Raw genomic sequence first — 13,845 nt, forward strand, 5'->3', positions numbered from 1 at the left:
TGCCATGAAGAAGTTAACGATGGCCTCATTGGCTTTATGTGTTGCAGCACTCACCGCAGGTTGTTCTTCTAGTGATGATGAAGAAGAGTTAAAACTCCCTGAGATCAACAATCAATTCGACGCCACTGTTGTATGGCAAGAAGGGATTGGTGACGGGGTTGAGCACTACTTTTCACGTTTATCTCCTGTAAGCTATCAGAACACTGTTTTTGCCGCTGCCCGTGAAGGTATAGTGAGCGCATTTGATGCACAAACAGGTAAAGAAAAGTGGCGAGTTGATGTTCGTGAGAATAAGAACTTTTGGCCATGGGAAGACAATGACAGTGCGAAGCTGTCAGGTGGGATCACACAAGCTTATGGCAAACTGTATGTTGGCTCTGAGCACGGACAGGTTTTTGCGCTGGACCGTGAAACGGGCGAAATAGTTTGGCGTAAGTCGGTACCAGGTGAAGCGCTGTCAGCGCCAGCTGCAGGCGATGGTCTTCTTTACGTTAACTTAGGTTCAGGCAAGCTGGTTGCGCTACACCCAGATACGGGTGAAGAGCGTTGGCACTATGAGCAAGAAGTACCTGCGCTGACATTACGTGGTTTAAGCTCACCGACCAGCGCGAATGGTGGCGTATTGGTTGGCGAAGAAAGTGGTAAGTTAACTGCATTAATCGCTGAAAACGGTTTTACCGCATGGAGCTCAGATGTTGCAATTGCAAAAGGGGCTTCTGAGTTTGAACGTTTGGTCGATGTCGATACTAAACCCGTTGTAAGTGGCGCATATGTGTATTCTATCGCTTATAATGGTAAACTAGTCGCCATTGATGTGCGCAGCGGCAATGTAGTGTGGGATCGTGAGTACAGTAGTTACCGAGACCTCACGCTCGATCTAGACGTAATTTATTTGGTTGATAGCGACGGCGTACTGTACGCACTAGACAAAAACTCTGGTATTGAGCGTTGGACACAACCAGCTCTGCGCGGTTGGTATCTAACTGCTCCAACGGTTGCTGGCAACTACGTAGTGGTTGGCGATCAGGAAGGTAACTTACACTGGCTGGATAAGAGCTCTGGTGAATTGGTATCGCGTACCGAGTTTGATAGTTCAGGCTTTTTTGTCGAACCGATAGTGGTTGATGGCAAAGTATTTGTTTACACGCGTGATGGTGAGCTTAGCGCAGTTCAAATTCCGCAGTAACTTTCTGAATTTTTAGATATTTTATGGGGCTTCGCTTTTGCGAAGCCTTTTGTTGTTTTTAAAAGAGGTAGTCTATGCTTCCTGTGATCGCTCTGGTTGGGCGACCTAATGTGGGTAAATCCACACTGTTTAATCGTTTAACACGTACTCGTGACGCGTTAGTTGCTGACTTTCCGGGTCTGACTCGCGACCGTAAATACGGCCAAGCAAACTATGAAGGCTACGAGTTTATTGTGGTAGACACGGGTGGTATCGATGGCTCTGAAGAAGGCATTGAAACTGAAATGGCGGAGCAGTCGCTGCTTGCAATTGAAGAAGCGGATATTGTGCTATTTTTGGTGGATGCGCGCGCAGGTATGACGGTTGCTGATCAAGCTATCGCGCAGCACCTTCGTAAACAACAGAAGAATTGCTTTGTTGTCGCTAATAAAACGGATGGCATTGATGCTGATTCCAACTGTGCTGAGTTCTACCAGCTGGCGCTCGGTGACGTTCAACAGATCGCCGCTGCGCATGGTCGTGGTGTTACTCAATTATTAGAGTTGACGCTACAACCGATTATCGCTGAGCTTACGGCTCAAGATGAAGAGCTTGAGCATGACGATGAAGATATCGCCGAGCTTTACCTTGAAGGTGAAGAAGCCGAAGACGGCAAAACGGGTTTTGAAGACAAGCCTGTTAAACTTGCGATTATCGGTCGTCCAAATGTAGGTAAGTCAACACTAACTAACCGTATTTTAGGTGAAGACCGCGTTATCGTTTACGATATGCCGGGTACAACGCGCGATTCAATTTACATTCCAATGACACGCAATGATAAAGAATACGTGTTAATCGACACCGCCGGTGTACGTAAGCGTAAGAAAGTCAGCGATGTCGTAGAGAAATTCTCGGTTATCAAAACACTGCAAGCGATTGAAGATGCTAACGTGGTATTGCTCGTTGTAGACGCGCGAGAGGGGATCTCAGATCAAGACTTGAGTCTACTTGGTTTTGCACTAAATGCGGGTCGCTCGTTGGTTATTGCGGTAAACAAGTGGGATGGTCTTGATGACTATGTCAAAGAGCGTATCAAAACTGAGCTAGACAGACGACTGGGCTTTGTTGATTTTGCTCGTCTGCACTTTATCAGCGCATTGCATGGTACAGGCGTTGGTCACTTGTTTGAGTCGATTGATGAAGCTTATGAATCAGCGACTAAACGAGTAAGTACGGCAATGTTACGTCGTATCATGGACATGGCTCAGGCGGATCACCAGCCACCACTCGTTCGTGGACGTCGTGTGAAGCTGAAGTACGCACACGCAGGTGGTTATAACCCGCCGCGTATTGTTATCCACGGCAATATGGTGCACGAACTGCCAGATAGCTATAAGCGTTATTTGATGAACTACTATCGTAAAGCGCTTAACGTAATGGGTACGCCGATTAAGATTGAATTCCGCGAAGGGGATAACCCTTACGCTGGTCGTTCAAACAAAATGACGCTATCGCAAAAGCGTAAGCTTCGCGCGTTCGCAAAAGAAAACCGCAATAAGTCGTAAGGCTTTTTGCGGGAATTTTAGCTCGCCGCCATCTGGTTACTGCGTCGAGCTAAATATAGGTTCCATACCTATTCAACTAACTCCTTTTTCCACATCCGACTATATTTAATCCTGAACTCCCTCACTTTGTTTTACCTAGCCCAACATTTGTGCTTAAGTTATAAATAGTTACATTAGGTTTTATTGATAGTGAGGCTTAGGTGTTTGCCAAAACGGTGATTTATGTAGAAAGTGTTGAAGAAGTGCTGGATTTTTACTATCAGGCATTTGGCTTGAGCACTTTTGATATGACCGATGAAGGGGATTATGGTGAGTTAGACACAGGAGAAGTGAAGCTCGCCTTTGCCAGCCACCCGTTAGCTCAATCACAATTTAGGCAAGACTACATTCGTTGCCATCCTAAACAGCCTGCACTTGGATTTGAAATTACCATCAGCTGTGAAAATGTGCCCGAATGCTATGATAAAGCGGTTGCCGCTGGGGCTGAGCCATTAAGCCCACCAAACCAAAAGGGTAGAGTGACGCAAGCTTATGTGAGGGCCATTGAAGGGACTTTAGTTGCTTTGGTGTCAAAGCCGGGTGAATAGCGGCACTCACAAGGGATGAGCGCCACTTTGGTGCGGTGTGCTTTTATTCGATATCGACAAGTAGTCTAGCAAGACCAACGGGCTCGATTTCAACACAGACGTTGTCATCGTTCCAGTTTAGACCAACGAGTGCATCATCTTCTTTTAGGTCGAGTACCCATTCGTCAAGAAAACTCTCAACATCAATACTCATCGGCGAGAATTCACTCCACTCGTCGCGACATTGAGCTTGCGCTTTTTCTTCGCTATCCCACAGCAATAACACATCAGTCTCGTCAAACTGGTTTGAGTCAACCACAACCATACCACCGTCATCAGAGCTAAGTGCCCAAACGCTTTCAGTATTTTTTACTTGCTCAATAAACTCACTGACTTCTGAGCCAATTTCTTCTTCATTCATCATAGGTGTTCTCAATTTCGTGGATCAGTTTGCTGGGCGATTGCTTGGCTTTGCCAACGGCCATGAAATGCCATCAGGTTGGTGTAATCGCTCAGGTCGACGAGCTCTCTAAATAGAACCCAATCAATAAGGCAGTATAAACTGATTTGGAGATAATCACAGTGTAAAAACTCTTCTGTCACACACTCTTCATTGAGATAGTGCAGGGTATGGCCAATTCGTTCCCGCTGTAAATTAAAAAATAGTTTATCTTGTTTAATATCAAAACCAGAGCGCTTGCTAAGTAACAGTTCCACCAAAGAATCATTACAGGCATTGATAAGGATCAGCCAATTTTCTTGATCCCAACTGGGAAATGGAAGTTGATGTTTTTCACGGAGGTAGCGAACAATCAGATTGGAATCACAAATAAGTTGTGCATCGTCTATTAAAAATGGGATCTTACGGGCAGGATTATGGCGAATAAGTTCGTCATGACCTGCTTCAGAAAATATATCTATATGCTGGTAGCTCATTGGGAGCTGTTTAGCCGCGGCCCACATTCTAATTCGGCGGGCGTATGGACTGGTGTTCGAACCGATAAGTTTCATGCCATCATTCCTTCAACTAAGTATCTTTCGCTCATTCAGTAAATGTAGCGAGTTGGTATTAAGGAATGATGGCGAAGTGATTAACTTTTCGCAAGCGAATTAATCGCTACGACTGGTTACCTCAAGCAAGTGAAAACCAAACTGCGTTTGCACTGGCCCTTGCACCTGATTGATCGGGGCTGAAAAAACCACTTTATCGAATTCAGGCACCATCATACCTGGTCCGAACTCACCTAGCGCACCACCATCTTGGCCCGACGGGCAATTGGAGTACTGCTTTGCGATTTCTGCGAAATCTTCCCCTGCTGCAATGCGTTCTTTGAGCTCCATGCATTGCGCTTCACTATCTACTAGGATGTGTCTTGCACTAGCGATTGCCATAATTTCTCCGATGATTATTTATTATTCATACTTTATTCTAATCTAGGTACGTTAAAAAATCAGCTTATCTAGGCAAGAGTTTTTCAATTTCGCTAGTGAGCTCGTCAGACATAGGTTTAGTGCGGCTGTTAAAGCGCTTAATTGTTTTACGATCAGCTGACACCAAGTATTTGTAAAAATTCCAATTGGGAGAACTTGTTACTTCATTCAAATGTTGGAAAATGGGGTTGGCATCCGAGCCTCGAACTGCCGATGTCGCAAACATATTGAAGGTTACACCATAGTTGATAAAGCATACTTTTGCAGTTTCCTTTTCGTCGTCTTCTTCTTGGAAAAAGTCATCGGAGGGAAATCCAAGTACAACAAGGCCTTTATCTTGATATTTTTGATGTAGTTGCTCAAGCCCTTCAAACTGACCCGTAAACCCACAGTTACTTGCTGTATTCACGATGAGAAGCGGTTTGTCTTTAAATTCACATAGATTAAGTGAGTCATCAGAACGCAGTTTTCGCAGCTCAACATTGGTAAAATCATCACAGCTGGATGTCTTTGCATACGTGTTACTCGAGACTAGGAAACCAAGCGCTAAGCTCAGTATCGAAAGACTTTTTATCATCAGTGCTTTCCTTTTATTTATGTTATCTCTTATGATACGAAAATATTCGTTACCTTGATCAGCTTTCATGAATATTAGACTCGCTAAACCGCATGACCTTTGCGCCATTGTTGCCATTTACAACGAAACGATACCGAGCCGCCAAGTCACAGCGGATACGGAGCCCGTAAGCGTAGCACAAAAGCAAAGTTGGTTCGCCGCACATACGCAAAATCGCCCAATTTATGTGGTAGAGCAGGCGGAAGAGGTGATCGCGTGGATAAGCTTTAGCAGCTTTTATGGTCGTCCTGCCTATGATGGTACGGCTGAGGTGAGTATTTATCTTGCAAAAGCGGCACAAGGCCAAGGGTTAGGTAGTAAACTCATGGATTTTGCAGAGCAGCAAGCGCCAACCCTGTTTATTACAACGTTACTTGGCTTTATTTTTTCCCATAACCTTCCCAGTATCCGCTTGTTTGAAAAACACGGTTATAAAAAGTGGGGAGAGCTGCCAAACATCGCTGTCATGGATGGCAACCACTACAGCCTGACAATTTTGGGCAAGTCACTCATCGAACCGTAGTAGACTTTAGATTACAGTGCTGCGCTGAGTATATCAAAATAGTGCTATTTTTTAGCGTCTTGTGATTCTTCTACTAAACTGGATCTCAGAATTATCGGTAAAGGATCTGGTTATGACGAATCGAGTGCTGATTATTGACAGCAGCAGTGTGCAAGCGATGCGAGTAAAGGTATTATTTGAGTTACTCGGTGGTGAGGTAGAGCATGTGCATTACCGGAGTCTGGAAGCAAATCTCGATTTTGATAAATTTGATGTTGTTGTTATCGCTCATGGTGTGCCCGCCAATAAAGTCAAAGTATTATATCAATTGAGAAATCATGATAAGTTAGTCTTGCTGGCACCTAAACCCGATAATGCCGAACACTTAAAATCTTTCAGTGAAATCAATCGTGCACTGCCAAACGGCATTGTTATCTATCCCTTTTTTGCCAATAAAGATATTACTGGCCTACTTGAGCGCCTGCTGGAAATTGGTTCAGCTAATACCTTAGTGCTGCCCAAAGTATTGCTGGTTGACCATCATACGCCTCGCCTTGAGACCTTGGCTAACGGCTTACGTGGTGCGCAGCTTGCGGTGACAACCGCGACGACGCTTGATGAAGCGATGCAAGTTGCCGAGCGACATCCTGTTGACCTCCTAATTTGTGACTTTAACCTAGAAAAAGACACCGGCTTAGATGTGTTTAATAAAGTACGTCAAGTGCATCATAATTGCCGCTGCTTATTGATGACTTCCCGGGTTAATCAAGTAGATATGCTAGAAGCCGTTCGTCAAGGGGTTGAGGACATCCTGATTAAACCGTTTGATGAGAGCGATTTATTACAAAGCCTACATAAATTATGGCAAACAGAGCTCTTGAGACGCCATAACCAAGAATTAGTTGAGCGCCTACAGGATACGGTAGATGCATTGATTGAACGCGATAGCTTATTGCGAGTTATTTATAAACATACGCCCGATCCCATTATGTTGTTCAACCGTCAAGGTCATATTATTGAAGCAAATGATGCATGTTGTGAGTTGTTTGAGCTTACGGAAGAGGAGCTACAGCCGCTGTCAATTTTTGAGTTATTTGATGAATTATCGGTGTCGCAATTACGTGAACTGATGAAGCATGTTGGCATGTTAAAGCACTTTAACTGTGAACTAAGTCTGCCAAAAGCTGGCGAGCGCAGTATTCCACTGATGGGGACTTTTAATGAAATTGACCATCATGGCGACATGGCATTTGCAGTCATTTTTAAAAACGTCTCAAAGCTAAAAGAACAACAAGAAATACTAGAAGAAACCAAGGAGTTGCTAGAGTTTGAAGTGCAAGCTCGAACGGCACAATTACAAAAAGCAAAGGAGGCGGCGGAAGCTGCCAACCTGTCAAAATCTGAATTTTTAGCCAATATGTCCCATGAGTTACGCACGCCAATGCACTCTATATTAAGTTTTGCACGTTTCGGTTTAGATAAGCTAACTGCTCCTGAAGTGCCGGCAGACAAGCTTAAAAAGTATTTATCTCGTATCGAAACCAGTGGTGAGCGTCTATTAGTACTGCTTAACAATCTGCTTGATTTATCAAAGTTAGACGCAGGCCGCTTTCCATTTAATCCAAGCTTTCACAACCTAGTTAATGTGATCCAAAGCGGAATTGAAGATGTATCGGGCACTGCGCTTGAGAAAAAGATAAAAATCCGCTTTGAAAAGCCCGCTCAAGGCGTGATGACCTTTTGCGATCCGGAGCAAATGAATCAAGTGATCAGAAACTTATTGGGCAATGCACTCAAGTTTAGCCCTGAAGGTAGTGAGGTGAGTATACTGTTAAGCTGTAAAGATCAAGATATTCATATCAAGATTGCTGATCAAGGGGTCGGTATTCCGGATGACGAATTGGAACAGATCTTTGCCAAGTTTGTGCAAAGCAGTAAAACAGACAGTGGTGCTGGCGGTACGGGTTTAGGTCTTGCTATTTGTAAGGAGTTTATTTTACTGCATAAAGGGCAGATTTACGCCGAGAATAATCCCGAGGGCGGTGCATGTATCAATGTGAGCCTGCCTTTAACTGAGCATCTTGAGAGTAATGCGGTGTAATGGTTGTAATTGGAAAGGCGTTGAGTAAGCGTCTATAAATAATAATAGAGCTTGTACTAATACAATGTGATTGGGAACTGTTGAAGCACTGGCCTTAAATTACCGTATTTTCCCCACAGTGCCTTTCCCATTGTGAACCGACGAAGGATATTCATTTATGGCTTTACGCAGAATCTTAGCAGTTGACGACGAACCATTTAATCTAGAAATCATTGAAGAGATTTTAGAAGACTTAGACTTTGAGTTAAAAACCGTTGAAAGCGGTCATGAATGTCTAGCTGTAGTCGAAGACTTTGATCCTCAAGTTATTTTACTTGATGTAAGCATGCCAAAAATGAGCGGTTATGAGGTATGTAAGGCGATTAAAGCCAATCCAAACACACAGCATATTATCGTTATGTTCGTGTCGGCAAGAGGTTCTGTTGAAGAGCGCATGGAAGGCTACTCAGTGGGAGCTGAAGATTATATTGTTAAGCCATTTGGCCAAGGTGAGCTAAAAGCCAAGCTCACGCACTTGAATCAAATGCTACTAGAAAAAGATATTCTGGCTCAGCAAATTGAAGATGCAACCTCCACAGCATTTAGCGCCATGGCTAATAGCAGTGAAATGGGGCAAATCGTTACCTACATTGAGCAAATCGGTGAGATAGAAACAATCCCGCGACTGGCGGAAGCTTTATGTCAGTGTTTAAAGGGACTGGGACTTAATTGTAATGTTGAAGTTCGACTTGAGGGACAAAAACATCACTTTGCAACTACGGGGATTTGCTCACCTATCGTCATTGAATTATTTGAAATCTTACACACCAAAGGGCGATTACATGAATTTACTAACCGCATATTGGTTAACTATCCATTGTTGAGTATTTTGATCCTCAATATGCCGGGAGACGATCCAGATAAACACGGTAGATTGCGGGATCATATTTGTTTTATTGCCAGTGTAACGGAGCAACAGTTAATTGCCATTTCCACTAAACGCAAGCTGGTGCAGCAACACGAGGACCTGGAAGAAGCGATAAAAATGGTGCAAGGTAAATTTAATAGCATGGTGTCGCTGCTTGACAAAAACCGTCAAGAAAACGAAAAAGTGTTCCGCTCATTACAAGAGCTATTCGAAGAGCGCATTCCTACTATGGGTCTAGACGAAGATCAGGAGATGTTTATCTATCAAAACGTCGATAAAGCGATTCAAAGCTCAGTTGCAAGGGAAGAAAGTGTGCGAGAAGTGAAAACCGCTTTCCATGATATTGAAGAAGACTTAAAACTACTCTCGCGACGCTCAGAATAGTAACCCTACTTTCCAATACCGCCGTAGGTCGCGCTTTAGCGCGACTTGTTTAGCACAAATTTTCTTCGTGATCCTTTCGACCCATTTGGCCGTAGGTCGTGCTTTAGCGCGACTTCTTTAGCACGACTTTTTTATCGCAACAAACCCCTTAAAACATCTCGCGACAAACCTGCTAAGCGTCTCGTGGCAAGCCCTTTTCAATAATGCGGATCAGCCTTGCTTTTTTGCGTTCATGTTGGTCTGACTTTTGTCTTTGTTGCTCCAACGCCCAGTCGATATGCTCGATAACAAGGGGAGTTGTACTTTGACGCTTATCTTCCAGTGCTAGAACGATAGCTTCATCGTATTGTGCATTGCCAAGGCCAACGGCTAAGTTTCGTAGCCAACGTTCATGTCCAATCCGGCGAATGGGGCTACCTTCGGTGTTTTTCAAAAATGTTGCTTCATCCCAAGCAAATAAGGTCAATAACTCCTGATCTTTAAGTTGAGTTCGCGGCAAAAAGTCGGCTTCTTCCGTTATTTGACCATAGCGATTCCATGGACAAACTAACTGGCAATCATCACAACCGTATATCCGATTGCCCATTTTTGCCCTAAATTCCTCTGGAATAGCGCCTTGAAGCTCTATGGTGAGATAAGAAATGCAGCGTCTCGCATCGACGACATAAGGTTTTACGATGGCGCCAGTGGGGCATAAAGTTAGACAGGCGGTACAACGGCCGCAACCTTCTTCTTGGTTTGGTTTATCAATGGGAAGAGGAATATCAACAAATAGCTCACCCAAGAAAAACCAAGAGCCCGCCTGCTTATTAATCACTAAACTATTTTTTCCACGCCAGCCAAGTCCCGCTTTTTCTGCAATTTGCCGCTCTAGTACAGGGGCTGAGTCGACAAAAGGGCGAAACCCTAACGTGCCGACTTCTTGCTCAATCTTTTGTCCGAGCTGCTTTAGCTTGTTGCGCATTACCTTATGATAGTCTCGACCTAATGCATAACGAGAGATGTAGGCGGTGGTTTTATTACCAAGTGCTCTGGCAAAGCTGGCATCTGGTGGCAGGTAGTTCATTTTCACCGAAATAATACGTTGAGTGCCAGGAACCAGTTCAGCGGGGCGGGCACGCTTCATTCCATGCGCCGCCATATAAGCCATTTCACCATGATAGCCTGCGTCTAACCAGCGCTGAAGTTGCGCTTCATGCTCGCGTAAATCAATGTCGGTTATACCGACTTCTGCAAAGCCAAGTTCTTGGCCCCATTGCTTAATTTGTGCTGCAAGTTCACTATAATTGATATTATCGGTCGTCACGGGAAGAAATAATGGCTAATGAATACACGGACAATTTACCACAATTTGCTTACTCAGCCCAACAAGTGCAGCAATATGAAGCAAAAGCCGCAAAGTTATCAGGCACAGATCTAAATACCTTAATGCAACGAGCAGGGACTGCTGCATTTCGCTTTATTGAAAACAGCCAGCCTAAATCCAGCCATATCTTGATTATCACAGGTAAAGGCAATAACGCGGGAGACGGTTTTGTCGTCGCTCAATTATGTCAGCAGGCCGGATTTTCTGTCACCGTATTCGCGTTATTTGCACCCGAAAGCTTAATGGGCAATGCGCAGCAGGCTTTTTCTCAATATCAAGGCGCATTGGTTTTTTCGTTGAACGAGGTAGAGTTAAGCCAGTTTACGGTTGTGGTTGATGGCGTATTCGGCACCGGTTTTAGAGGTGATCTGCCTGAACATGTTTGCCTTTGTTTTGACAAAATAAATAAACTGCCGGTTACTAGGTTGGCACTTGATGTACCGAGCGGCATAAATGCCACAACAGGAGAAGTTGCACCTAGTGCATTTTTAGCTACCGAAACCATCACCTTTATCGCGTTAAAACAGGGCTTACTTAGCGGCTCGGCAAAGCGTTTTGTGGGAACGTTAATGTTAGCCAACTTGGATGTTGGTGAAGCATTCAAAACCCTAGTAACGCCAACATCTAATTACTTAAATCATGAAACGTTAATGGCAGCAAGGCCGCTGCGAGCACCAGATAGCTACAAAAATGCACATGGTCATGTGTTACTTATTGGTGGTAATCGTGGTATGGCTGGGGCAATTCGATTAGCAGCAGAAGCCGCTCTGCGTGCAGGAGCCGGCCTTGTATCGGTCGCTACTCATCCTGATAATATCACGAGCGTTTTACAGGGACGCTTTGAATTAATGGTGCACGGTGTTGAGAGTACGAATGAGTTATCGCCACTGATGAAAAAAGCCAGTGTGATAGTGCTTGGTCCCGGTCTTGGTCAAGACGCTTGGGCCAAAGCACTTTTTAACTGTGCGATGGTAACTGAATTGCCAATGGTTGTGGATGCTGATGGACTCAATTGTTTAGCGCATGCACCGAGGCAAAAATCAAACTGGGTGTTAACGCCTCACCTTGGTGAAGCAAGGCGGTTATTGAGTCACTCAAAGACACCGCTAAATGAACACGACCGCTTCGCGGTGGCTAAAAAAATTAGCCATGAATATGGCGCTGTTACAGTATTAAAAGGGCCGGGAAGTTTGATATCTGAAGGTGAGCGGATAAATATTAACCGTTCAGGCTGTGCAGGAATGGCGAGTGCTGGGATGGGCGATGTTTTATCTGGTATCATAGGCGGTTTAATTGCTCAAGGGATGGAAGCATTTGCTGCAACAAACCTAGCCGTGTATATTCATGGTTTAGCTGCCGAGCAGGCCGCCCATGATGGCGAAAAAGGTATGTTAGCCGGGGATTTATTCGAACATATTCGAGGTATTTTAGGGTGACGACAGGTCATATGAAATTCGATTTGGCTGATGAGCCAGCAACAGTTGCCATGGGTAATAAAATTGCCAATGTTATTCGTCAAGGTGCGGTACTATTTTTACACGGCGATTTAGGTGCAGGTAAAACCACGCTCACTCGCGGGATCGTGCAAAGCCTTGGTCATTCAGGTAAGGTAAAAAGTCCAACTTATACCTTAGTTGAACCTTATGAACTGGATGATGTCTCAATATATCATTTTGATTTATATCGATTAGGTTCGCCTGAAGAGCTCGAATACATGGGGATCCGGGATTACTTTGCAAGTAATGCTATCTGTGTTGTTGAGTGGCCTGAAAAAGGTGAAGGCTTTATTCCAAACCCAGATATAGACGTCACAATGCAGTATGCTGGTGATGGCCGTCAAATTACACTTGAGGCCAAGTCTAGCCGCGGCGAGGCACTATTAAAACAATTACAAGATTATGCGTAATCAGCCGACTATTAGTTATATTTTCATTTTTATCTGCATGCTCTTAACGAGCATGCAAAGCATCGCCCAAAACGCCATCGAAAGTGTGCGTGTTTGGCCCTCTCCAGAGAGCACTCGTATTGTTTTTGATATGAGTGAAAAGCCGGATTACAGCTATTTTGTGCTGAAAAATCCACTGCGCTTGGTGATCGATCTTGAAAACACCAAGCAACAAAAAGACTTTCCGAGTGTTCCTGATGAACATCGAGTTGTAAACAAGGTGCGCCACAGCAAACCGAAAAACAGCAATTCTGCACGGATTGTTGTGGAGCTAAGTCGCAGCGCTACGCCAAAAATTTTTGCGTTGGCACCAACCGGTCCGTATAAAAACCGCTTAGTCGTTGATTTGTATGGTAAGCAGATGAGCGCTTATGATGATACAAAAACTGCCACACCACGAAAAACACTCGCGCAAGACAGAGATATTGTCATCGCCATTGATGCTGGTCATGGCGGTGAAGATCCTGGTTCTATTGGACCTTCAGGTACTTATGAAAAGCTCGTAACCATTCAAATTGCGAAGCGTTTAGCACGCTTAGTCGATAGCCAGCCGGGAATGAGTGCAAAGCTTATTCGTACTGGCGATTATTACCTCAAGTTGAATACGAGAACCGCAAGAGCGCGCGAAAGAAAAGCGGATTTCTTTGTATCTATTCACGCAGATGCCTTCACCAGCCCCCAACCACGCGGTGCGTCGGTCTGGGTATTATCACTGCGCAGAGCAAATTCTGAAATAGGTAAGTGGCTAGAAGACAAAGAAAAACACTCACAATTATTAGGTGGTGCAGCCGATTTAATTAAAGATACGGCCAACGAAAAGTATTTAGCCAAAGCGCTACTTGATATGTCGATGGAACACTCGATGAAAACCGGATTTCAGGTCGCAGAAGAAGTCGTCAAAGAGCTGAAAAAAGTGGCAAAAATGCACAAAAGTAGACCGCAAGCTGCAAACTTTGGGGTACTAAAATCACCAGATATACCTTCAATTCTGGTGGAAACAGGGTTTATTTCAAACCCTCAAGAAGAAAAACTATTAATGTCTCCGCATTATCAAGAGCGTTTAGCTCGGGCTATTTTTAGTTCGATAAAGGGCTATTATGAGAAAAATCCACCGGATAACTCTCTATTTGCGCGTATGCAATCCAACAAGCCGGTGACGCATAAAGTAAAAAGTGGCGAGTCATTGAGTGTGCTGGCTAGCCGCTATGGTATTACGGTCAGTGAATTGAAAAAAGCAAATAACCTGAAAAACAATACCTTGTTTATTGGCCAAGTCTTAACTATTCCAAAAGCGTAA

Annotated in this window: 14 protein-coding genes; 9 read left to right on the forward strand and 5 right to left on the reverse strand. The window is 44.3% G+C overall.

From position 1 onward, the window contains the following. Positions 1-4 precede the first annotated feature (4 nt). The 3 genes from bamB (at position 5) to JJQ94_RS08390 (ending at position 3,317) form a co-directional block, all read left to right on the forward strand. Positions 5-1,186, forward strand: a complete 1,182-nt coding sequence (gene bamB / locus JJQ94_RS08380; RefSeq protein ID WP_099030564.1) for an outer membrane protein assembly factor BamB — start codon at positions 5-7, stop codon at positions 1,184-1,186. A gap of 74 nt (positions 1,187-1,260) precedes the next feature. Continuing rightward, entirely contained in the window at positions 1,261-2,730 is a 1,470-nt protein-coding gene (der, locus tag JJQ94_RS08385) for a ribosome biogenesis GTPase Der (RefSeq protein ID WP_010605664.1), read from the forward strand. A 200-nt stretch (positions 2,731-2,930) separates the two neighbouring features. Then, on the forward strand, positions 2,931-3,317 hold the full coding sequence (locus JJQ94_RS08390) for a VOC family protein (RefSeq protein WP_017217046.1): 387 nt from the start codon (positions 2,931-2,933) through the stop codon (positions 3,315-3,317). A gap of 43 nt (positions 3,318-3,360) precedes the next feature. On the opposite strand, the gene JJQ94_RS08395 is transcribed toward JJQ94_RS08390, so the two are convergent. From JJQ94_RS08395 to JJQ94_RS08410, 4 genes are all read right to left on the reverse strand, one after another. Further along, positions 3,361-3,717: a DUF2750 domain-containing protein gene (locus JJQ94_RS08395; protein ID WP_010605663.1), complete on the reverse strand. Its 357-nt coding sequence runs from the start codon at positions 3,715-3,717 to the stop codon at positions 3,361-3,363. An 11-nt stretch (positions 3,718-3,728) separates the two neighbouring features. After that, on the reverse strand, positions 3,729-4,307 hold the full coding sequence (locus tag JJQ94_RS08400; RefSeq protein WP_099030565.1) for a glutathione S-transferase family protein: 579 nt from the start codon (positions 4,305-4,307) through the stop codon (positions 3,729-3,731). Between the two features lie 99 nt (positions 4,308-4,406). Next, positions 4,407-4,688: a peptidylprolyl isomerase gene (locus JJQ94_RS08405; protein ID WP_010377362.1), complete on the reverse strand. Its 282-nt coding sequence runs from the start codon at positions 4,686-4,688 to the stop codon at positions 4,407-4,409. Positions 4,689-4,752: 64 nt separating this feature from the next. Beyond that, the gene (locus JJQ94_RS08410) at positions 4,753-5,304 is read right to left on the reverse strand and encodes a glutathione peroxidase (protein ID WP_172439943.1); all 552 of its coding nucleotides are present in this window, start codon (positions 5,302-5,304) and stop codon (positions 4,753-4,755) included. A 67-nt stretch (positions 5,305-5,371) separates the two neighbouring features. Between JJQ94_RS08410 and JJQ94_RS08415 the strand changes: the two genes are divergently transcribed. The 3 genes from JJQ94_RS08415 to JJQ94_RS08425 all read left to right on the forward strand — a co-directional run bounded on the left by JJQ94_RS08415 (position 5,372) and on the right by JJQ94_RS08425 (position 9,237). Continuing rightward, complete coding sequence (locus JJQ94_RS08415; protein ID WP_099030567.1) at positions 5,372-5,866, forward strand: GNAT family N-acetyltransferase; 495 nt, start codon at positions 5,372-5,374, stop codon at positions 5,864-5,866. A 112-nt stretch (positions 5,867-5,978) separates the two neighbouring features. Further along, positions 5,979-7,946 carry a hybrid sensor histidine kinase/response regulator gene (locus JJQ94_RS08420; protein WP_099030568.1) on the forward strand — a complete coding sequence of 656 codons (1,968 nt, stop codon included), beginning with the start codon at positions 5,979-5,981 and terminating at the stop codon, positions 7,944-7,946. A gap of 157 nt (positions 7,947-8,103) precedes the next feature. After that, positions 8,104-9,237, forward strand: coding sequence for a response regulator (locus JJQ94_RS08425; protein ID WP_099030569.1), 1,134 nt, complete (start codon positions 8,104-8,106; stop codon positions 9,235-9,237). Positions 9,238-9,409: 172 nt separating this feature from the next. On the opposite strand, the gene queG is transcribed toward JJQ94_RS08425, so the two are convergent. Then, on the reverse strand, positions 9,410-10,543 hold the full coding sequence (gene queG, locus JJQ94_RS08430; protein ID WP_099030570.1) for a tRNA epoxyqueuosine(34) reductase QueG: 1,134 nt from the start codon (positions 10,541-10,543) through the stop codon (positions 9,410-9,412). 11 nt (positions 10,544-10,554) lie between these two features. Between queG and JJQ94_RS08435 the strand changes: the two genes are divergently transcribed. Genes JJQ94_RS08435 through JJQ94_RS08445 form a run of 3 tightly spaced genes read left to right on the forward strand, consistent with a single transcriptional unit; the run spans position 10,555 to position 13,845 of the window. Further along, on the forward strand, positions 10,555-12,039 hold the full coding sequence (locus JJQ94_RS08435; RefSeq protein ID WP_099030571.1) for an NAD(P)H-hydrate dehydratase: 1,485 nt from the start codon (positions 10,555-10,557) through the stop codon (positions 12,037-12,039). Beyond that, entirely contained in the window at positions 12,036-12,509 is a 474-nt protein-coding gene (gene tsaE / locus JJQ94_RS08440) for a tRNA (adenosine(37)-N6)-threonylcarbamoyltransferase complex ATPase subunit type 1 TsaE (protein ID WP_010605655.1), read from the forward strand. The genes JJQ94_RS08435 and tsaE overlap by 4 nt, the downstream gene beginning before the upstream one ends. Beyond that, on the forward strand, positions 12,502-13,845 hold the full coding sequence (locus JJQ94_RS08445) for an N-acetylmuramoyl-L-alanine amidase (protein ID WP_099030572.1): 1,344 nt from the start codon (positions 12,502-12,504) through the stop codon (positions 13,843-13,845). The genes tsaE and JJQ94_RS08445 overlap by 8 nt, the downstream gene beginning before the upstream one ends.

Origin of the sequence: Pseudoalteromonas sp. GCY, assembly GCF_016695175.1 — a bacterium.
GTDB lineage: Bacteria > Pseudomonadota > Gammaproteobacteria > Enterobacterales > Alteromonadaceae > Pseudoalteromonas.